Below are 20,966 nucleotides of genomic sequence, written 5' to 3' on the forward strand. Positions count from 1 at the left end.
CTGTCCACCGGGGGTTGCAGGCGCGGGCGTCAGCTTTGCGGCATCCGCCCGCGTCTCAGGCGGTGACGACCCGGGTCTGCCAATCCGCGCAGGCGCGCGCCAGATCGGCGGGCAGGGGCCGGTCGATGAAGATCGCGTCCAGCTGCGACAGCGAGGCGATGCGCGCGGGCGCGCTGCGCGACAGCTTGGAATGATCGGCCACCAGCACGGTGCGGCGCGACTGGCGCAGGATCGCCTGGCTGACGCCCACCTCCTGGATGTCGAAATCCAGAAGGTCGCCGTCGCGGTCCAGCGCCGAGCAGCCGATCACCGCCAGGTCGAACTTGAACTGGCGGATGGTCTCGGCCGCCAGGTTGCCGACCAGCCCGCCATCGGCGCGGCGCAGGTTGCCGCCCGTCACGATCACCTGGCAATCGGGATTGGCGGCCAGGATATTGGCCACGTTCATGTTGTTCGTGACCACCAGCAGGTCGCGATGGCCCAGCAATTCGCGGGCCACCGCCTCGGTGCTGGTGCCGATGTTCAGAAACAGGCTGATCTTGTCGGGGATTTCCGCCGCGCAGGCCCGGGCGATGGCGGTCTTGGCATCCAGGTTCAGCGCGCGGCGTTCCTCATAGCCGATATTGGCCACCCCGGATGGCAGGATCGCGCCGCCATGCACCCGTTCCAGCCGCCCCGCCTCGGCCAGGTCGGTCAGGTCGCGGCGGATCGTCTGCAGGGTCACGCCGAAATGGGCCGCCAGATCCTCGACCGTGACCTTGCCGTCGCGCCGGGCGATTTCCAGGATCTCGGGCTGGCGGAAGGTCTGGGACATGGCGGGTTCCTTGTCGGATGTTCGTTATTTTGCGTTTCGTGCAAGTTCCGGAGGTGAAGGCGGCCGTTTTGGGCCATCAAAAGGCCCGCGCCGCCCGGTTTCCGCAGTTAGGTCGATGAAACATAGCGCAAATCCCCGGTGAACCCAAACGAAAACAAATTGCTTTCCTTTTGGCGCGGGATTTGCCAGAACGGGTGGTGCAACCAGCCGAAGGAACCCGACGTGACCGATGCAGCACCCATGACCGACCTGTTCGTCATCGGCGGCGGCATCAACGGTTGCGGCATCGCGCGGGATGCGGCGGGGCGGGGGCTGTCGGTCACGCTGGCCGAAAAGGACGACCTGGCGCAGGCGACCTCCAGCGCCTCGACCAAGCTGTTCCATGGCGGGCTGCGCTATCTGGAATATTTCGAATTCCGCCTGGTGCGCGAGGCGCTGATCGAACGCGAGGTGCTGCTGCGCGCCATGCCGCATATCAGCTGGCCGATGCGCTTCGTGCTGCCATGGCATCCCGACATGCGGTTCGAATCCGACACGCCGACGTCGAAACTGCTGGGGCGGGTCATGCCGTGGATGCGTGGGCGCAGGCCGTCCTGGCTGATCCGCTTGGGCCTGATGATGTATGACAGCCTGGGCGGGCGCAAGATCCTGCCCGGCACCGCCAGCCTGTCGCTGGAGGGCACGCCGGAGGGCGCGCCCCTGCAGGACCGGTTTCGCCATGCCTATGAATATTCCGATTGCTGGGTCGAGGATTCGCGCCTGGTCGTGCTGAACGCCCGCGACGCCGAGGCGCGCGGCGCCCGCATCATGACCCGGACCGAGGTGCTGTCCGCCGACCGCCATGCCGATCACTGGGTCGTCACCACCCGCGACGCCGCGGGGGCTGCGCATCGGCACCGGGCGCGGATGCTGGTCAATGCGGGCGGGCCTTGGGTGGGCCAGATCATCCAGGGGACGATCCGGCTGAATTCCTCGGACGGGGTGCGGCTGGTGCGGGGCAGCCATATCGTGACGCGGCGGCTGTTCGATCACGACAAGTGCTATTTCTTTCAGGGGACCGACGGGCGGATCATCTTTGCCATCCCCTACGAGACGGACTTCACCCTGATCGGCACCACCGATGCCGATCACGACGATCCCGACCGCCGCCCCGAATGCACGCCCGAGGAACGCGACTATCTGCTGGGCTTTGCCAACCAGTATTTCCGCCGCCAGCTGACCGCCGATGACGTGGTCTGGACCTATTCCGGGGTGCGGCCGCTCTATAATGACGGCGCGAAAAGCGCGACGGCCGCCACGCGGGACTATACGCTGAAGGTCGACCGGACGGGCGGGGCGCCGGTGCTGAACGTCTTCGGCGGCAAGATCACCACCTATCGCCGTCTGGCGGAATCGGCCATGGCGCAGATCGCGCCGATCTTTGCGGGCCTGCCCGGTCCCTGGACGCGGGGCGTGGCCCTGCCGGGGGGCGATTTCCCGGTGGACGGGGTCGATGCGCTGGTGGCCGCGCTGCAGGCGGATCATCCGTTCCTGACCCCCGCTTGGGCGCGGCGGCTGGTGCGGGCCTACGGCACGGATGCGCGCCGGATCCTGGCGGGTGCGCACCAGGCTGCCGATCTGGGCGTCGATTTCGGCGCCACCCTGACCGAGGCCGAGCTGGTCTGGCTGATGGATCACGAATATGCCCGCCGCGCCGATGACGTGCTGTGGCGGCGCAGCAAGCTGGGCCTGCGGCTGGATGCCGACCAGGTCCGGGCGTTGGAGGATTGGATGACCGCGCGGCGCAGGCCCGCAGTCACCCGCTGAGGCCGCGCCGACCGGCTAGGGTCGGCGGCCATGGCGGATCAAAATGGGGGGGGAAGGACGATGAGCCTTGAATTGCAGGCCGTCTGCAAGCGGGTCGACGGGCAGGTGCATATCCACCCGACGGACCTGACCTTGCGGCCGGGCACGATGAACGTCCTGCTGGGGCCGACGCTGTCGGGCAAGACCTCGCTGATGCGGCTGATGGCGGGGCTGGACCGCCCGACCCAGGGGCGCGTGTTGTGGCAGGGCCGCGACGTGACCGGCCAGCGCGTGCAGGATCGCCAGGTGGCGATGGTCTATCAGCAATTCGTGAACTACCCCTCGATGTCGGTCTATGACAACATTGCCTCGCCCCTGCGCCTGCAGGGGATCGACCGCGCCGCCATCGACGCCCGCGTGCGCGAGACGGCGGCCCTGATGCGCCTGACGCCCATGCTGGAGCGGCGCCCGCTGGAGCTGTCGGGCGGCCAGCAGCAGCGCTGCGCCCTGGCCCGCGCGCTGGTCAAGGATGCGGGCCTGGTGCTGCTGGACGAGCCGCTGGCGAACCTGGACTACAAGCTGCGCGAGGAATTGCGCGCCGAGCTGCCGCGCATCTTCGCGGCTTCGGGGGCGATCTTCGTCTATGCCACGACCGAACCCGAGGAGGCGCTGCTGCTGGGCGGCAATACCGCGACCCTGTGGCAGGGGCGGGTGACCCAGTTCGGCCCCGCGCCCGATGTCTATCGCCTGCCGGTCGATGCGACGACGGCGCGGGTCTTCAGCGATCCGCCGATGAATTTCGTCCCCGTCACCGTGGCGGGGGGGCGGATGGATCTGGGCGGCGCCGCGCTGCCCGCGCCGGGTCTGGCGCCCGGCGCCTATCAGGCGGGGTTCCGGCCCAACCACCTGCATCTGCGCGCGCCGTCGGGCGATGCGGTCGCGCTGGACACGCGCCTGGTCGTGACCGAGCTGACCGGGTCCGAGACCTTCCTGCATCTGGACCATGCGGGCCAGCGGTGGGTGGGGCTGGTCCATGGCATCCACGACCTGACCCCCGGCATGGCGCTGCAGGTCTGGCTGGAGCCGCGCCACGTCTATCTGTTCGACGCGGATGGCCGCCTGGCCGCCCCCGCCCCCTATGCGCAAGCCGCCTGAGGACCCATGGCCACGATCACGCTGGACAACCTGGCCCATTCCTACCTGCCGCGCCCGCAGGGCCCCGAGGATTTCGCCCTGAAGGAGCTGAACCACGACTGGCAGGACGGTGCGGCCTATGCGCTGCTGGGCGCCTCGGGCTGCGGGAAATCGACGCTGCTGAACATCATCTCGGGGCTGCTGATCCCGAGCCAAGGACGGATCCTCTTCGACGGGGTGGACGTGACCCATGCGCCGACGGCGGAGCGTAACATCGCCCAGGTGTTCCAGTTTCCCGTCGTCTACGACACCATGACCGTGCGCGACAACCTGGCCTTTCCCCTGCGCAACCGCGGCCGCCCCGAGGCCTATGTGGCCGAACGCGTGGCCGAGATCGCCGCGATGATCGGGATGGAGCATGTGCTGGACCGCAAGGCCCGGGGCCTGACGGCGGATGCGAAACAGAAGATCAGCCTGGGCCGCGGCATGGTCAGGAAGGACGTGAACGCACTCTTGTTCGACGAGCCGCTGACCGTCATCGACCCGCACATGAAATGGGAGCTGCGGACCCAGCTGAAGAAGCTGCATCACGATTTCGGCCATACGATGATCTATGTCACCCATGACCAGACCGAGGCGTTGACCTTTGCCGACCGGGTCGTGGTCATGCATGACGGCCGCGTGGTCCAGATCGGCACGCCCGAGGATCTGTTCGACCGGCCCGAACATACCTTCGTGGGCTATTTCATCGGCTCGCCCGGCATGAACCTGCTGCCGGCCGAGGTGGCGGGCCGGCTGGCGCGCATCCCAGGCGGCGTCACCCCGCTGGCGGTCGATTACCCGACCCTGACGGGCCGCGTCCAGCTGGGCATCCGCCCCGAACATCTGCGCCTGTCGGCCGATGAGGGCCTGCCCGTCACCATCCGCCGGATCGAGGATGTGGGCCGCCACCGCATCATCCGCGCCGATCTGGAGGGGCATGACCTGAACATCATCGCCCCCGAGGACCAGCCCATCGGCCCGGAGATGACCCGCGCCGTCTTCGACCCCGCCCGCATCGGCATCTATGCCGATGACTGGCGCGTGGCCCCGCACTGACAGGAGGATCGCGATGGACAAGACTGTCAATCACAAGGCCTGGTTCCTGGTCCTGCCGGTGCTGGTGCTGGTGGCCTTCTCGGCGGTGATCCCGCTGATGACGGTGGTGAACTATGCCTTCCAGGACACGTTCGGCAACAACGTCTTCTTCTGGCACGGGTTGGGCTGGTTCGAGGATCTGCTGGCCTCGGAACGCATGTGGAACGCGCTGTGGCGCCAGCTGGCCTTCTCCGGCATCATCCTGGCGATCGAGATCCCGCTCGGGGTCTTCGTGGCGCTGAACATGCCCAAGCGCGGGGTCTGGGCCAGCGTGGTGCTGGTCCTGATGTCGCTGCCGCTCTTGATCCCGTGGAACGTGGTGGGCACGATCTGGCAGATCTTCGGGCGCGTCGATATCGGCCTTCTGGGCTATACGCTGAACAAGCTGGGCATCGCCTATAACTACACCCAGAACCCCGCCCATGCCTGGGCCACGGTCATCGTGATGGATGTCTGGCACTGGACCTCGCTGGTGGCGCTCTTGGCCTATGCCGGGCTGCGATCCATCCCCGAGGCCTATTACCAGGCCGCCCGCATCGACCAGGCCAGCCGCTGGAAGGTGTTCCGCTATATCGAGCTGCCCAAGATGATGGGGGTCCTGATGATCGCGATCCTGCTGCGGTTCATGGACAGCTTCATGATCTATACCGAGCCCTTCGTGGTCACCGGGGGCGGGCCGGGAAATGCGACGACCTTCCTGTCGATCGACCTGGTCAAGATGGCCTTGGGCCAGTTCGACCTGGGGCCCGCGGCGGCCTTCTCGCTGATGTATTTCCTGGTGATCCTGCTGATCTCCTGGGTGTTCTACACGGTCATGACCAATCTGGACAAAAGGGGCTGAGGATGATGCGCACCCGCCTGAACGGCAGCACCCTGGTCATCGTGCTGTATCTGCTGTTCCTGATGCTGCCGATCTATTGGCTGCTGAACATGAGCCTGAAGACCAATGCCGAGATCACCGGCACCTTCAGCCTCTGGCCCCAGACCCTGACCTTCCGCAACTATCAGGTGATCCTGACCGATCCGGCCTGGTATATGGGCTATGTCAACAGCCTGATCTATGTGGTGCTGAACACGGTGATCTCGGTCGCGGTGGCGCTGCCTGCGGCCTATGCCTTCAGCCGCTATCACTTCATGGGCGACAAGCACCTGTTCTTCTGGCTGCTGACCAACCGCATGGCGCCGCCCGCGGTCTTTGCGCTGCCGTTCTTTCAGCTCTACTCCTCGGTCGGGCTGTTCGACACGCATATCGCGGTGGCCTTGGCGCATTGCCTCTTCAACGTGCCCTTGGCCGTCTGGATCCTGGAGGGGTTCATGCGCGGCGTGCCGAAGGAGATCGACGAGACCGCCTATATCGACGGCTATTCCTTCCCGCGCTTCTTCGTGCGGATCTTCATGCCGCTGATCGCCTCGGGGATCGGGGTGGCGGCCTTCTTCTGTTTCATGTTCAGCTGGGTCGAGCTGCTTTTGTCGCGCACGCTGACCTCGGTCGCGGCCAAGCCGATCGCGGCCACGATGACCCGCACCCAAGGCGCGTCCGGCGTCGATTGGGGGGTGCTGGCCGCGGCGGGGATGCTGACCATCATCCCCGGCGCCTTGGTCATCTGGTTCGTGCGCAACTATATCGCCAAGGGCTTTGCCCTGGGCCGCGTGTAAGGGGGGGCGCGCCGATGTCCTGGATGGCATGGACCCAACCGACCGCGATCTTCTTCGTCATCATCGCCCTGCTGCTGGTCACCTTTTCGGTGCTGGCGATCCGTTTCCCCGAGACGCCCCGCCGCGGCATCCTGGGGATCGAGACGACGCGGGGCGACCGCCTGTTCATCACGCTTCTGGGGTCCGCCTTCATCAACCTGGCCTGGCTGGGGGTGATGGGGGCGGCGCTGCAACCCTGGGCGATGCTGATCTGCCTGATCTATGCCGCAGCCGTGTTCCGGTGGGTGTGACGGGCAAAACCGAACCAATGGGAGGGAGAACCATGAACCTGAAACTGATGACCACCACGGCGGTGCTGCTGGGCCTGACCGGCCCGGCCTTCGCCGATATCGAGGCGGCGCGCGCCTTCCTCGATGCCGAGATCGGCGACCAGTCCGTCCTGACCCGAGAGGAGCAGGAGGCCGAGATGCAGTGGTTCATCGACGCCGCCGAGCCCCTGCGCGGCATGTCGATCAACGTGGTGTCGGAAACGATCACCACCCATGAATACGAGGCCCGCGTCCTGGCCCCGGCCTTCACCGCCATCACCGGCATCCAGGTCACCCACGACCTGATCGGCGAAGGCGACGTCGTCGAGAAGCTGCAGACCCAGATGCAGACCGGCGAGAACGTCTATGACATGTACATCAACGATGCCGACCTGATCGGCACGCATTGGCGCTATCAGCAGGTCCGCAACATGACCGACTGGATGGCGAACGAGGGCGCGGATTTCACCAATCCCGACCTGGACCTGGACGATTTCATCGGCCTGGCCTCGGCCACCGGCCCGGATGACAAGCTCTATCAGCTGCCGCTGCAGCAATTCGCGAACCTCTACTGGTTCCGCCATGACTGGTTCACCGACCCGGAGATCATGGCCGATTTCCGTGCCGAATACGGGTACGATCTGGGCGTGCCGGTGAACTGGTCCGCCTATGAAGACATCGCCAAGTTCTTCACCGGGCGCGAGATCGACGGCCAGCAGGTCTATGGCAACATGGATTACGGCAAGAAGGACCCCAGCCTGGGCTGGCGCTTCACCGATGCCTGGCTGTCCATGGCAGGCGCCAGCGACAAGGGCGAACCCAACGGCTTCCCGGTCGATGAATGGGGCATCCGCGTCAATGACGACTATCAGCCGGTGGGATCCTGCATGGCGCGGGGCGGGGCCACGAACAGCCCGGCCGCCGTCTATGCGATCGAGAAATACATCGACTGGCTGCAGAACTACACGCCCCCGGCGGCGGCCGGCATGACCTTCTCCGAGGCCGGACCGGTCCCGGCGCAGGGCGCAATCGCTCAGCAGATGTTCTGGTACACCGCCTTCACCGCCGACATGGTCAAGGAAGGCCTGCCCGTCATGAACGATGACGGCACGCCCAAATGGCGCATGGCCCCGTCCCCCTATGGCGCCTATTGGGAGGAAGGGATGAAGGTCGGCTATCAGGATGTGGGTTCGGCCACGCTGATGCAATCGACCCCCGTGGACCGGGCGCAAGCCGCCTGGCTCTATGCGCAGTTCATCGTGTCCAAGACCGTCGACACCAAGAAGAGCCATGTCGGCCTGACCTTCGTGCGCGACAGCTCGATCCGCCACGAGAGCTTCACCGAGCGCGCGCCGCAACTGGGAGGGCTGGTCGAATTCTATCGCTCGCCGGACCGGACGCGCTGGTCGGATACGGGTCTGAACGTGCCCGACTATCCGCGCCTGGCGCAGCTGTGGTGGCAGAATATCGGTGACGCCTCCTCGGGCGCCAAGTCCGCGCAGGAGGCTCTGGACGCGCTGTGTGAACAGCAGGAGGCGGTGATGGAACGCATCCAGCGGTCCGGAGTGCAGGGTGATCTGGGCCCGGTCCTGAACGAGCCCGAGGATCCGCAGGTCTGGCTGGACCGCGAAGGCGCCCCGGTCCCCAAGCTGGAGAACGAGAAGCCCGCCCCGGTCACCATCGCCTATGAGGAGCTGATCCAGCGCTGGCAGGAGTGATCTGGCCACGCTAACCATAACGGGGGGCGCGGGCGACCGCGCCCCCCAATCCGTCGGAAAAGGACCGCCGCCATGACCCATATCCTTGCCATCGACCAAGGCACGACCTCGTCGCGCGCCATCGTCTTTGACGGCGACATGCAGCCCTGCGGCAGCGCCCAGGAGGAGTTCGAGCAGCATTTCCCCCGCTCGGGCTGGGTCGAACATGATCCGGGCGATCTCTGGGCCAGCACGGCGGCCACCTGCCGCGCCGCGATCGAGAAATGCGGCAACCCCCGCATTGACGCCATCGGCATCACCAACCAGCGCGAGACCGTCGTGGTCTGGGACCGCAAGACGGGCAAGCCCGTCCACAACGCCATCGTCTGGCAGGACCGCCGCACCGCCGAATTCTGCCGCGAACTGGAGGCCGCGGGCCATGCCGACATGATCACCGCCCGCACCGGGCTGCTGGTCGATCCCTATTTCTCGGCCACCAAGCTGAAATGGATCCTGGACCATGTCGACGGCGCCCGTGACCGCGCGCAGGCGGGCGACCTGGCTTTCGGGACGGTGGACAGCTGGCTGATCTGGAACCTGACCGGCGGCGCGGTCCATGCGACGGATGCGACCAATGCCGCGCGCACGATGCTGTACGATATCCACAAGGGCCGCTGGTCGCGGACGATCTGCGAGCTGTTCGACATTCCCATGGCGATGCTGCCCGACGTGCGCGACTGCGCCGCCGATTTCGGCACCACGCGGCCCGACCTGTTCGGGCGCCCCATCCCCATCACCGGGGTCGCGGGCGACCAGCAGGCGGCGACCGTGGGCCAGGCCTGTTTCGAACCAGGCATGATGAAATCGACCTATGGCACCGGCTGTTTCGCGCTGCTCAATACCGGGGACACGCCGGTCGCATCCTCGCAGCGGCTCTTGACCACCATCGCCTATCAGCTGGACGGCAAACCCACCTATGCGCTGGAGGGGTCGATCTTCATCGCGGGCGCGGTCGTGCAATGGCTGCGCGACGGGCTGAAGATCATCCGCAGCGCGGCCGAGACCCAGCCCCTGGCCGAACAGGCCGATCCCGGCCAGCAGGTGGTGCTGGTGCCGGCCTTCACGGGCCTCGGCGCGCCCTATTGGCAGCCCGACTGCCGCGGCGCGATCTATGGGCTGACGCGCAATTCCGGCCCGGCCGAACTGGCCCGCGCGGCGCTGGAATCGGTGGGCTTTCAGACCCGCGACCTGCTGGAGGCGATGAAGGCCGATTGGGAACCGCGCGGCGGCACCGCGCTGCGCGTCGATGGCGGCATGAGCGCTTCCGACTATGCGATGCAGTTCCTGTCCGACATCCTGGGCGCCCAGGTGGACCGCCCCGAGGTGCTGGAGACGACGGCGCTCGGCGCGGCCTGGCTGGCGGGGCAGCGCGGCGGCCTCTATCCCGATGCGGGGGGTTTCGCGGCCTCCTGGGCGCTGGACCGCAGTTTCCAGCCCGACATGGACGGCGCGGACCGCGATGCGCGATACGGCGCATGGCGCCGCGCGGTCAAGGCGACGATGGTGATGCAGGAACCCCGGTCCGAGCCGTCTTGACGGCGCCGCCCGGACCGGACAGACCCGCCATCCCGACAGCGAAAGGCAGAACATGGACAAGGTCATCTTCGACACCGATCCCGGCGTGGACGACGCGCTGGCGCTCTATTACCTGCTGCGGCATCCGGGCATTGGCCTGATCGGCGTCACCACGGTCTTCGGCAATGCGCCGGTCGCGGTGACCACGCGCAACGCGCGGTTCCTGCTGCGCGAATGGGGGGCCGATGTGCCGGTCCATGCCGGTGCCGCGGGGCCGATCACCCCCGACATGCCGCCGGAATTCTTTCCCGCCCATATCCATGGCGAGAACGGCCTGGGCGATCACCCCATCGACATGCCCGTGACCGAGGTCGCAGACGAGGCCGCGCAATACCTGGTCGACACGATCCGCGCGCATCCGGGCCAGATCCGCATCCTGGCGGTCGGGCGCATGACCAACCTGGCGCGGGCGCTGCAGATCGATCCGGGGATCGCGGGGCTGGTGCGCGACGTGGTCCTGATGGGCGGCGCCTTCCGCGAGCCGGGCAACATCACCCCCGCCGCCGAGGCCAATATCTGGGGCGATCCCTTGGCCGCCGACATCGTCTTCGGCGCGGCATGGCCGGTGGTCGCGGTGCCCCTGGACCTGACGACGCGGACCTTTCTGGACCGCCGCCAGCTGGACCGACTGGCCCGGGATGGCGGGCCGGGGATGCGGCTGGTGGCCGATCTGTCCCAAGGCTATGTGCGCTTCTATCAGGGCGTGGGCTATGACGGGATGCTGGTCCATGACGCGACGGCGGCGGTCTATCTGACCGATCCGGACCTGTTCACGACCGTCGCGGGCCAGGTGCGTGTCCTGTCCGATGGCATCGCCATGGGCCTGACGCTGATGAACCCCGCCGACCGCCAAGGCCCCGCCGGCGCGTGGGAGGGGCGGCCCGCCCAGCAGGCCACCCTGGACGGCGATCCGCAGGCGATCCTGGACCGCATCGCGCGCATCTGCACCGGCTGAGGGCATTTCGCCCCCAGGCCGGACCCCGGCCCCGCCCGCCCGCGTTCGGACAGAATGACGCCTTGCACCTGGCCCCGACCTTCGGCCAGCCTGCGGGCCTCGGGTCACGGATGAGGACGGGCGTGGATCAGACGGACGAGGTTGCCATCATCGGCGCGGGCATGACCGGCATCGCCTGCGCGCGGGTGCTGGTCCAGGCGGGCCGCCGGGTCCGGCTGTTCGACAAGGGGCGGGGGATCGGCGGGCGCATGGCGACGCGGATCACCCGCAATGGGCTGCGCTTCGATCACGGGGCGCAGGTCCTGCCCGCGCCGCGCGATCCGGGGCTGGCCACCGCCTTGGCCGATCTGGCGACGCGCGGCGATGCGGCGTCCTGGGGCGAGGCGGGTCTGGTCGGCCTGCCGGGCATGTCGGCCATTCCCGCCGCCCTGGCCCAAGGCCTGACCGTGACCCAAGGCGTCGCGATCAATCAGCTGCAACGCCGCGACGGCCGCTGGCATCTGGGCGGCGAGGGCGTCGCGCATCAGGCCGACAGCGTCGTGCTGGCCATCCCCGCGCCCCAGGCCCGCGACCTTCTGGGCCGCGATCACGCCTTTGCGGATGCCTTGGCGCAGGTACGCTATCACGCCTCGGTCACGCTGATGGCGGGGCTGGCGCCTACGGCCCCGCGCCCCTTCGCCCGACGCGAGGGGTCTGGCATGCTGGCCTGGATCGCGCAGGATGCCGACAAGCCCGGGCGGCAGGGCCAGCCCCTGACCACCTGGATCGCCCAGGCCGACCCGGATTGGAGCGCCGCGCATATCGACCTGCCCTTCGACGATCTGGCCGCGATGATGGCCCCCGCCCTGATCCGCGAACTGGGCGCAGCACCCGGGGATCTGGTCCACAGCGCGGCGCATCGCTGGCTCTATGCCCGGACCGACCGGGCCTTGGGCCAGGCGTTTCTGGGCGATGCCGCGACGCGGCTGGCGGTGGGGGGGGATTGGGCGCTCGGGCCCTTGGCGGAACATGGCTGGGCCAGCGGCACGGCGATGGGCGAGTGGCTGCGGGACCAAGGCGCATGAGCGTCGACGACCGCACCCCGCGCGCCGTGCCGCAGGGCCGCTTGGGCCGGATGCTGCGCATCGGCGGGCTGGCCTCGGGGATCGGCGGGCGCGCCTTGGCCCAGGGGGTGCGCCAGCTGGCCACCGGCCAGCGGCCCCGCGCGCCGGACCTGTTCCTGACCCCGGCCAATGCCGCGCGGCTGGCGGGCCAGCTGGCCCAGATGCGGGGCGCCGCGATGAAGCTGGGCCAGCTGGTCTCGATGGAGGCGGGCGATTTCCTGCCCCCCGAACTGACCGAGATCATGGCCCGCCTGCGATCCGATGCCGACCCCATGCCGCCCAAGCAGCTGCAGCGCGTTCTGGATGCGGCCTGGGGCCCCGGTTGGCTGGCCCGGTTCGAGCGGTTCCAGGTGCGCCCCATTGCCGCCGCCTCGATCGGGCAGGTGCATCGCGCCCGCACCAAGGATGGCCGCGACCTGGCGATCAAGGTGCAATATCCCGGCGTCCGGTCCAGCATCGACAGCGATATCGACAATCTGGGCCTGCTGCTGCGGGTCCCCGGCCTGGTGCCGCAGGGGGTGGACCTGCCCGCCCTGATGGCCGAGGCGCGCGAACAGCTGCATGCCGAGGCAGATTACCGGCGCGAGGCGCGGCAGATGCGGCTCTATCGCGCGAACCTGCGGGGGCGGGACGAATTCCTGCTGCCGACGCCCGATGACGAGTTCAGCACCGAAGACGTGCTGGCCATGGATTTCATCGAGGCCCGCCCGATCGAGACCCTGGCCGAGGCCCCCGCCGATCAGCGCGACCGCGCGGCCACCCATCTGGCTCGGCTGGTCATCGAGGAGCTGTTCCGCTTCGATCTGATGCAGACCGACCCGAACTTCGCCAATTTCCACTGGCAGCCCGATCCGGCCCGCGCGGATGGCGGGCGCATCGTGCTGCTGGATTTCGGGGCGACGCGCGGGTTTTCGCCCCAGGTCGCGCCGCGCTATCTGGCGCTGCTGCGCGCGGCGCTTGCCGGGGACCGCGACGGCGTGCGCGAGGCCGCGATCCGCATCGGCTATTTCCGCGAGGAGACCGATCCCGACCATCAGCGCGCGCTTCTGGACATGATGGAGGTGGCCTTCACCCCGCTGCGCCGAGGGGGGATGATGGATCTGGCCCGGACCGACATTCCGCAGCGCGTGGCCGACCTGGCCATGGACCTGGCCCGCAAGCGCAGCCGTGCCGAAATGCCCCCGCCCGAGATCCTGTTTTTGCATCGCAAGATCGGCGGGCTCTACCTGCTGCTGGCGCGGCTGCGGGCGCGGGTCGATCTGGACGCGCTGATCCGGCCCGACGATCTGGACCGGATGCTGGCCGAGCGCGGGGCCTAGGGGCGGTCCTCCTCGTGCATGCGGTCCTGGGCCAGGCGCAGGATCATGCGGAATTCATCGGCGATGGCCAAGGCGGGGCCGACATCCTCGGTGGGGACGGCGCCGGGATCCTCCTGTCCGTCGCGCAGGCTTTCGCGTTGGCCCAGCCAGTCCATCACCTGGTCGCGGGTGTCGGGCTGCAGGGCGGCAACGAGGCGGCCCAGCAGGCGGCGCTGCGCAACCAGGCGCGCCTCCAGCGCGGCCAGGGCGGGGTCGGTGGGGTGTGTCATGGCGCGGTCCTTCCGGTTGGGGCCTGTGCCCAACGCGTGGGTGATCAGGCGGGTTCAAGCCTGCGGCGTCCGCCGCGCGGCCCTTCGGTGGAACATCGCGGGCAGGGGCGGGTTGGGGGCGCATGTGGGAATGGATATCAGAGAACAGCGGCCTGGTGCAGGCATCGATGGCGGCGGTGACGGCGCTGGTCTGGATGGTCTATCTGCACATCATCGTGTCGGGCCTGCGCCGCCAGCGGCTGACCGAGATCCTGATCCATCTGGGCGGCTCGCGCGACCTGTCGGCCCGGTTCCTGGTCAGCAATCTGGGCTTCGAGCCGATCTATGTGCTGGAGATCATGCTGACCGTCGGCACCGCGGACGGCCAGCGCATGTCCTCGGTCGCCGACCGGACCGAGATCGCCCGCGACCAGCACCCGACCCCGCGCGAGGCGACGCTACAGGGACCGCTGAAAAGCGGCGATCATGTCGAGATCGGCAGCGTCACCGACCTGCTGGACCGGGCGCGGTCCAAGGGCTTCGACCGGATCGAGCCGCAGGATGTGCGCGAATTCCGCGTCACCGTCGCCGCGATCACCGCCGCCGACAGCAGCATCGTCGCGGCGAACCGCGACTTCACCATGCAGCGTCAGGGGGACGAGCTGTGCCTCTGCCCGAAATCCCTGTCCGCGCGCCAGATCCGGTCGCGGCGCGAGCGGCGCCAGATCGAGGCCGACCTGCGCCGCCAGATGTGACCCGTCAGGCCGCGCGTCGCTTGGCCTCGGCCCGGCGGGCATGCAGCGCGGGTTCGGTATAGCCCGAGGGCTGGCTGGTCCCGGTCAGCACCAGATCGCGCGCCGCCTGGAAGGCCGGCCCGTCAAAGCCCGGCGCCATCGGGCGATAGGCAGGATCGCCCGCATTCTGGGCATCGACCTTGGCCGCCATGCGGCGCAGCGCGTCCTCGACCTCGTCGCGGGTGATCAGCCCGTGTTCCAGCCAGTTGGCCAGATATTGCGCGCTGATGCGGCAGGTGGCGCGATCCTCCATCAGCTGGACATCGTCGATATCGGGAACCTTGGAACAGCCGATCCCCTGGTCGACCCATCGCACGACATAGCCCAGGATGCCCTGCGCGCTGTTGTCCAGTTCGCGCAGGACCGCGTCGCGTGGGATCGGCGCATCCGCCAAGGCGGGGGTCAGCAGCAGGTCCAGCCCCGGGACCGCACGATCCGAGATCCGGTCTTGGACGGCAACGACATCGACCGCGTGGTAATGCAGCGCATGCAGCGTCGCCGCCGTGGGCGAGGGGACCCAGGCCGTCGAGGCGCCCGATTGCGGATGGCCGATCTTGACCTCCAGCATCTCGGCCAAGGCGTCGGGCTTGGCCCACATGCCCTTGCCGATCTGCGCCCGGCCCCGCATCCCCGCATTCAGGCCGATCAGCACGTTGCGATCCTCGTAGGCCTTCAGCCAGGGCGCGGATTTCATCGCGTCGCGGCCCAGGAACGGGCCCGCCTGCATCGAGGTGTGGATCTCGTCCCCGGTGCGGTCCAGAAAGCCCGTGTTGATGAAGAAGATGCGGTTGCGCAGCGCGTGGATGCAGGCGGCCAGATTGGCGCTGGTGCGGCGTTCCTCGTCCATCAGGCCCAGCTTGACGGTGTTGGGCGCCAGGCCCAGGATCGCCTCGACCCGGCCATAGAGGCGGTCGGCAAAGGCGGCCTCGTCGGGGCCGTGCATCTTGGGCTTGACGACATAGACCGCGCCCGCCCGGCTGTTGCGCGGGCCTTGGTCGCGGGCTAGGTCATGGAGCGCCGCGGCGACGGTGACCATCGCATCCATGAAGCCCTCGGGCGTGGGTCGGCCATCGCGGCGCACCGCATCCGTGGTCATCAGATGCCCGACATTGCGCACCAGTAGCAGCGCGCGGCCCTGCAGCGTGACGGTGGTCCCGTCGGGCCGCGTCACCTGCCGGTCATCGGCCAGGCGGCGCGTCATGGCGCGGCCGCCCTTCTGGAAAGTCTCGGACAGATCGCCCTTCATCAGCCCCAGCCAGTTGCGATAGACCGCGATCTTGTCGGCCGCATCGACGGCCGCCACGCTGTCCTCGCAATCCTGGATGGCCGACAGGGCCGCCTCCAGCACCACGTCGCGCAGCCCCGAGGGCGAGGCCGCCCCGATCGGATGGTCGGCATCGATCACCAGTTCCACATGCAGCCCGTGATGGCGAAGCACCAGCCCCCGCGCCGCACCGTCCTGCCGCGTGCCGATGAAGGCCCGCGGATCGCGCAGCCGCAGCGCCTTGCCGCCCACCGTGGCGATCAGGCCCCGGCCGTCGCTGTCATAGGCGGTGACATCGGCATGGCTGCCCCCGTCCAGCGGCAGGGCCTCGTCCAGAAAGCGCGCGGCGCGGGCCACGACCGCGTCGCGGCGGTCCGGGTCCAGCGCCGATCCGGCGGGCGGCGGCCCCATCACGTCCGACCCGTAAAGCGCGTCATAGAGCGATCCCCACCGCGCATTGGCCGCGTTCAGTGCAAAGCGCGCATTGCTGACCGGCACGACCAGCTGCGGGCCGGCCATGGTGGCGATCTCCGGGTCGATCCGGCCGTTCTCGATGGTGAAGGGGGCCGGTTCGGGCACCAGATAGCCGATCTCGGTCAGAAAGTCGCGATAGGCCGCCTGGTCCCAACCCTGGTTGCCCCGCTGGCGGTGCCAATCGTCGATCCGGCGCTGCAAGGCGGTGCGGCGGTCCAGCAGATCGCGGTTCTCGGCCGCGAATTCGTCCAGCAGCGCGGCATAGCCGGCCCAGAAGTCATCGGCCGCGACGGCGGTCCCGGCCAGCACCTCATCCTCGACGAAGCGCAGGAAGTCCTGGTCGATCTCCAGCCCGTTGCGGGTGGCGGTGGATGCGGTCATGGGTGGTCCTCCGGTCATGCCAGCGTGGCGTCTGACCCCCGTGATACGCCAGCGGAACGCCGCTGCCAAGGCATTTTGGAAAAACATTCCATAATTTCGCAAAACGCCAGCGGGTGCGGTGTTGACCCATGAGTTGATTGCGACTTCCACCCCCGCGGACCGGGCCCCCGCTGGTGCGAGCCCTGGATGTGGATCTACCGCGCGCCCATGACTGGATGGTCAGCACCATGACCGACGAGCTGCTGGCGACCTCGCTCTTCACCACGGTCAACCGCGCCCGCCCGCCGGAGCTGGTCGCCGAATGGCGCCGCCTGCTGGCCGAACGCAGCCCCCATTCCGGCCAGCCCTTCGGCCGGTTGCACAAGGACGGGCTGATCCCATCCGGGGGGGATGTCTGATTCCGCTGGCCGAATGTCGCAATTCGGCCATGTCCGCGCGGCGCTGCGGCTAGGTTGGGGCCGATATCCACCCGCTTGCCCGGACAGCGCCATGACCCATGATCCAACCCCCTCGACCGCCCAGCTGATCGCCGCGCGCCGTCCCGGACATGCGCTGGACCGCGCGCTCTATTGCGGGCGTCAGGCCTATCAGGACGACCTGGACCACATCTGGTATCGCGAATGGCTGTTCGCCGGCCCCGCCGCCCAGGTGCCGCGCACGGGCAGCTATCTGACCATGCAGGTCGGCGACTACCCGGTGGTGGTCACGCGCGGCGCCGACGGTCGCATCCGCGCCTTTCACAACGTCTGCCGCCATCGCGGCCAGCGGCTCTGCGCCAAGGCGGCGGGGACGGGGGCCAAGCTGGTCTGCCCCTATCACCAATGGACCTACGACCTGGACGGCAAGCTGCTGTTCGCGCGCGACATGGGGCCGGATTTCGACCCGGCGAAATACAGCCTGAAGCCCGTCCACTGCATCGACCTGAAGGGGATGATCTTCATCTGCCTGGCCCAGGTGCCCCCCGCGATCAACGAACTGGCCGCCAACCTGATGCGCTATGTGGCGCCCTCGGGGCTGGACCGCTCCAAGGTCGCCCACAGCTCGACCATCGTGGAAAAGGGCAACTGGAAGCTGGTGATGGAGAACAACCGCGAATGCTATCACTGCAGCGGCAGCCATCCGTCGCTCTGCCGGACCTATTCCGACGATCCGCTGATGACGGTGATGGAGGGGCCCAATTCCGCCAGCCCCGAGATCCTGGCCCACTGGGACCGCTGCGACGCGGCGGGCCTGCCCGCGCGCTTCGTCAACGCCCCCGACATGCAGTGGCGCATGGCCCGCGTGCCGCTGATGGATCATCAGGAAAGCTTCACCATGTCGGGCAAGGCCGCCGTCGCGCGCCGCATGGGCCAGCTGCCGTGGAACGACGCGGGCAGCCTGATGTTCTATCATTTCCCGTCCAGCTGGAACCATTTCCTGCCCGATCACGCCATCGTCTTCCGCATCCTGCCCGTCAGCCCCACGGAAACCCAGGTCACCACCTGGTGGCTGGTCCATGAGGACGCGGTCGAGGGCACGGATTACGACCTGGACACGCTGACCACCGTCTGGCTGGCCACCAATGACGAGGACCGCCAGGTGGTCGAGGAGAACCAGCTGGGCATCCTGTCGCCCGCCTACGAGCCCGGCCCCTATTCCCCCAGCCAGGAGGCCGGGGTGATCCACCTGATCGACTGGTATTGCGGGGTCATGTCCGCGCGGCTCGGCCTCAGGCAGGCGGCGGAATAGATGCCGCGCCCCCGCCTGAACTGGACCGCCGAGCCGTGGTCCGACGACGAGATGCTGGAATGCGTGATGATCGTCCCCGAGACGCGCGACACGTCCAGCTTCATCTTCCGCGCGCCCTCCGGGGCCTGGTTCGACTATCAGCCGGGCCAGTTCGTGACGCTGGACCTGCCGGTGCCCGGCGGCAACATCCAGCGGACCTACACGATCAGCTCGTCGCCCTCGCGGCCGCTGTCGATCTCGGTCACGGTCAAGGCGCAGGAGGCCTCGGTCGGCACGCGCTGGATGCTGGACCATCTGCGGCCGGGGATGCGGCTGCGCGCCTATGGGCCGAACGGGATCTTCAGCTTTCACCGCCATCCGGCGTCGAAATACCTGTTCATCTCGGCCGGGTCGGGGATCACGCCGATGATGTCGATGACCACCTGGGCCTGGGACCGGGCGCAGGATACCGACATCGTCTTCGTCCACGCCGCGCAGCGCCCCTCGGACATCATCTTCCGCGACCAGCTGGAGCATTACGCGGCCCGCGTGCCGGGGCTGCAGCTGCGGCTGACCGTCGAACGGCCCGAGCCCTTCCGGGTCTGGCACGGCTATGAGGGGCGGCTGAACTGCCTGATGCTGGGGCTGATGGCGCCCGATTACCTGGATCGCGAGGTCTTCTGCTGCGGCCCCGAGCCCTTCATGCAGGCGGTGCGCGACATGCTGGGATCGCTCGGCTACGACATGGAGCGCTATCACCAGGAAAGCTTCGGCGCCCCGGTGGCGTCCGAGGCCGAGGCCCCGGTGATCGACGATGTGGCCCCGACCGAGGATGCCCGCGCCCAGGTCACCTTCGCCGCCAGCGGCGTCACCGCTGCCTGCACGGAAACCGACACCGTGCTGGCCGTGGCCAAGCGGGCGGGGCTGAACATCCCTTCGGGCTGCACCTTCGGGCTGTGCGGCACCTGCCGCATCCGCAAGACCGCGGGCGAGGTGCATATGGTCCATAACGGCGGCATCACGGATGACGACATCGCCGAGGGCTGGATCCTGGCCTGCTGTTCCAACCCCCTGGGCCGGATCACCGTCGAGGCGTGAGGATCAGCCCGCGGGCTGGCCGTCGCGCAGCATCCAGTCGCGCAGCCGGCGCGACACGTCCTCGCTCAGCGGGCGGTCGTCGCCGGCCAGCTCGACCGCCAGGGGGATGGCGTCCCCCTCGTCCAGAAGGGCGACGAAGCGTTCCATCGCCTCCATGCCGCGGGGGGTCCTGATGTTCTTGTGGGCGGATTTGAAGATCGCCCGCGCATCGTCATCCAGCAGCGTCCAGACATAGCCCGCCATGACCCTGCGGCGCAGGTCCGGCATGCGCGATTCCGCGTCGCGCAGCGCCATGACCGCCATGCGCGGCGCGTCGGCCCATGTGGGGGGCGTGCCGTCGGCATGGGCGGCGGCGGCGCGGTCGCGGAAGGCCTGGCAGGCGATCTCCCAGAAGGTGACGGCATCGTCGGGATACTTGCCCAAAACATGCAGGCGCGAATTGGCGATGCGGTTGTCGGTCAGCGCCACCATCATGTGATCGCGGCAGAGCGTCGGGCGCGGGTCCAGCAGCAATTCGTCCAGTTCGGCCTCGAGGACCGCCTGCGGGACCTTGTCGGGATGGACGGGCAGGGGCTGGTCCGGCGAAAGGTTGCGCAGCAGATGCGACAGCTCGGCCATGTCGGGATCGTCGCGCATCAGGAAATCGTCCGGCATGGCCCGCGCCGCGATCAGCGAGACATAGCCCACATGGGTGTGCAGGCGCGGCACATGGCGGTTGCGCTGGCGCACATCCTCGGATGCCTGGAAGGCGCCGCCTTCGGAAAAGTCGAAGTAATGCGCCTTGGTCTTGTGGGCCAGGATCGACCCCACCGACTGGTCGTGGCGGTGGTCGCGAAAGACAGGAAAGGGGCGGCCCAGCTCGTCCGGCTGGTCGGTCAGGATGCGCGGGTCGCGGCAGTAGTCCAGCCACTGTTCCAGAAAGGCAAAGCTGTCATCCGACGGCATGAACAGCAGCGGCCCCGTGCAGACCTGGGCCGCGAGGCGCTGTTCGTCCGTATCGGCATCCATCAGGATGAAGGCGTCGCGCTTGGTGTAATGCCCCTGGATCTGCCAGTTCGAGATGAAGCCGTGGATGAACCGCTTGGGCGTGCGCGCGCAGAGTTCGACCGCCCCATGGGGAAAGGCCGGGAACTGGCGGAACGACCCGCGCCCGTAGCGGCCCGCATCATTGTAGATGACGATGTCGTTCGGCCCGCATTCGCGCAGCTTCTGCAGCACGATCCACGGCTTCCACAGCCAGTATCCCGCGCCGCGGGGCTGTTCGAGGATAAATCGGTTCTCCTCCCAGAAGGGGGTGGCGCGCAGGGCCTCCTCGGTGACATGGGTGGCGCTGTCGAAGCCGACCTTCAGCGCCGATGCGCAGTAATCGTCGGCATTCGCGGCAAAGGGGTCGACCCCGTTGGAATAGACCAGGAAATGGGCCTGGTCGATGCTGCTGTGACCTCGTCTCATCCTCG

General features: G+C 68.2%; 19 protein-coding genes. 15 read left to right on the top strand and 4 right to left on the bottom strand.

Translation table 11 applies throughout. The features are described 5' to 3' along the window. Positions 1–55: 55 nt before the first annotated feature. On the bottom strand, positions 56–814 hold the full coding sequence (locus tag JHW48_RS17155) for a DeoR/GlpR family DNA-binding transcription regulator (RefSeq protein ID WP_119886592.1): 759 nt from the start codon (positions 812–814) through the stop codon (positions 56–58). 240 nt (positions 815–1,054) lie between these two features. Between JHW48_RS17155 and glpD the strand changes: the two genes are divergently transcribed. From glpD to JHW48_RS17210, 11 genes are all read left to right on the top strand, one after another. Further along, complete coding sequence (gene glpD, locus JHW48_RS17160) at positions 1,055–2,620, top strand: glycerol-3-phosphate dehydrogenase (protein WP_272835909.1); 1,566 nt, start codon at positions 1,055–1,057, stop codon at positions 2,618–2,620. A 60-nt stretch (positions 2,621–2,680) separates the two neighbouring features. Continuing rightward, on the top strand, positions 2,681–3,754 hold the full coding sequence (locus JHW48_RS17165; RefSeq protein WP_119886145.1) for an ABC transporter ATP-binding protein: 1,074 nt from the start codon (positions 2,681–2,683) through the stop codon (positions 3,752–3,754). 6 nt (positions 3,755–3,760) lie between these two features. Further along, positions 3,761–4,831, top strand: a complete 1,071-nt coding sequence (locus JHW48_RS17170) for an ABC transporter ATP-binding protein (RefSeq protein WP_119886146.1) — start codon at positions 3,761–3,763, stop codon at positions 4,829–4,831. Between the two features lie 13 nt (positions 4,832–4,844). Further along, the gene (locus tag JHW48_RS17175; RefSeq protein ID WP_119886147.1) at positions 4,845–5,711 is read left to right on the top strand and encodes a carbohydrate ABC transporter permease; all 867 of its coding nucleotides are present in this window, start codon (positions 4,845–4,847) and stop codon (positions 5,709–5,711) included. A 2-nt stretch (positions 5,712–5,713) separates the two neighbouring features. Next, on the top strand, positions 5,714–6,526 hold the full coding sequence (locus JHW48_RS17180; RefSeq protein WP_119886148.1) for a carbohydrate ABC transporter permease: 813 nt from the start codon (positions 5,714–5,716) through the stop codon (positions 6,524–6,526). A 14-nt stretch (positions 6,527–6,540) separates the two neighbouring features. Further along, positions 6,541–6,816, top strand: a complete 276-nt coding sequence (locus tag JHW48_RS17185; protein ID WP_119886149.1) for a DUF2160 domain-containing protein — start codon at positions 6,541–6,543, stop codon at positions 6,814–6,816. A gap of 32 nt (positions 6,817–6,848) precedes the next feature. Continuing rightward, positions 6,849–8,552: an ABC transporter substrate-binding protein gene (locus JHW48_RS17190; RefSeq protein ID WP_119886150.1), complete on the top strand. Its 1,704-nt coding sequence runs from the start codon at positions 6,849–6,851 to the stop codon at positions 8,550–8,552. A gap of 72 nt (positions 8,553–8,624) precedes the next feature. Beyond that, positions 8,625–10,127: a glycerol kinase GlpK gene (glpK, locus tag JHW48_RS17195; RefSeq protein ID WP_119886151.1), complete on the top strand. Its 1,503-nt coding sequence runs from the start codon at positions 8,625–8,627 to the stop codon at positions 10,125–10,127. Positions 10,128–10,179: 52 nt separating this feature from the next. Further along, on the top strand, positions 10,180–11,121 hold the full coding sequence (locus tag JHW48_RS17200) for a nucleoside hydrolase (RefSeq protein ID WP_119886152.1): 942 nt from the start codon (positions 10,180–10,182) through the stop codon (positions 11,119–11,121). Positions 11,122–11,243: 122 nt separating this feature from the next. Beyond that, complete coding sequence (locus tag JHW48_RS17205) at positions 11,244–12,185, top strand: NAD(P)/FAD-dependent oxidoreductase (protein WP_170152282.1); 942 nt, start codon at positions 11,244–11,246, stop codon at positions 12,183–12,185. Beyond that, on the top strand, positions 12,182–13,543 hold the full coding sequence (locus tag JHW48_RS17210) for an ABC1 kinase family protein (RefSeq protein ID WP_119886154.1): 1,362 nt from the start codon (positions 12,182–12,184) through the stop codon (positions 13,541–13,543). The genes JHW48_RS17205 and JHW48_RS17210 overlap by 4 nt, the downstream gene beginning before the upstream one ends. On the opposite strand, the gene JHW48_RS17215 is transcribed toward JHW48_RS17210, so the two are convergent. Next, positions 13,540–13,812 (bottom strand): hypothetical protein, encoded by a 273-nt coding sequence (locus JHW48_RS17215; RefSeq protein WP_119886155.1) that lies wholly within the window; start codon positions 13,810–13,812, stop codon positions 13,540–13,542. The two genes, JHW48_RS17210 and JHW48_RS17215, sit on opposite strands and share 4 nt — an antisense overlap. 167 nt (positions 13,813–13,979) lie before the next feature. Here JHW48_RS17215 and JHW48_RS17220 point away from each other — a divergent pair, with 167 nt between their 5' ends. Next, a complete protein-coding gene (locus JHW48_RS17220; RefSeq protein WP_170152283.1) occupies positions 13,980–14,546 on the top strand; it encodes a hypothetical protein in 567 nt (188 codons plus the stop codon). Between the two features lie 4 nt (positions 14,547–14,550). Here JHW48_RS17220 and JHW48_RS17225 read toward each other — a convergent pair whose 3' ends face one another. Next, a complete protein-coding gene (locus tag JHW48_RS17225) occupies positions 14,551–16,704 on the bottom strand; it encodes a malate synthase G (protein WP_119886157.1) in 2,154 nt (717 codons plus the stop codon). A gap of 173 nt (positions 16,705–16,877) precedes the next feature. On the opposite strand from JHW48_RS17225, the gene JHW48_RS17230 reads away from it, so the two are divergent. From JHW48_RS17230 to JHW48_RS17240, 3 genes are all read left to right on the top strand, one after another. Next, a complete protein-coding gene (locus JHW48_RS17230) occupies positions 16,878–17,102 on the top strand; it encodes a transposase (protein ID WP_147388090.1) in 225 nt (74 codons plus the stop codon). Between the two features lie 91 nt (positions 17,103–17,193). Further along, complete coding sequence (locus JHW48_RS17235) at positions 17,194–18,432, top strand: aromatic ring-hydroxylating oxygenase subunit alpha (RefSeq protein WP_119886159.1); 1,239 nt, start codon at positions 17,194–17,196, stop codon at positions 18,430–18,432. Beyond that, positions 18,433–19,509: an FAD-binding oxidoreductase gene (locus tag JHW48_RS17240; RefSeq protein WP_119886160.1), complete on the top strand. Its 1,077-nt coding sequence runs from the start codon at positions 18,433–18,435 to the stop codon at positions 19,507–19,509. It abuts the gene before it with no gap. Positions 19,510–19,512: 3 nt separating this feature from the next. Here JHW48_RS17240 and JHW48_RS17245 read toward each other — a convergent pair whose 3' ends face one another. After that, entirely contained in the window at positions 19,513–20,961 is a 1,449-nt protein-coding gene (locus JHW48_RS17245; protein WP_119886161.1) for a hypothetical protein, read from the bottom strand. Positions 20,962–20,966 lie beyond the last annotated feature (5 nt).

This window comes from Paracoccus aestuarii, from assembly GCF_028553885.1.
In the GTDB taxonomy this organism is placed as follows: domain Bacteria; phylum Pseudomonadota; class Alphaproteobacteria; order Rhodobacterales; family Rhodobacteraceae; genus Paracoccus; species Paracoccus aestuarii.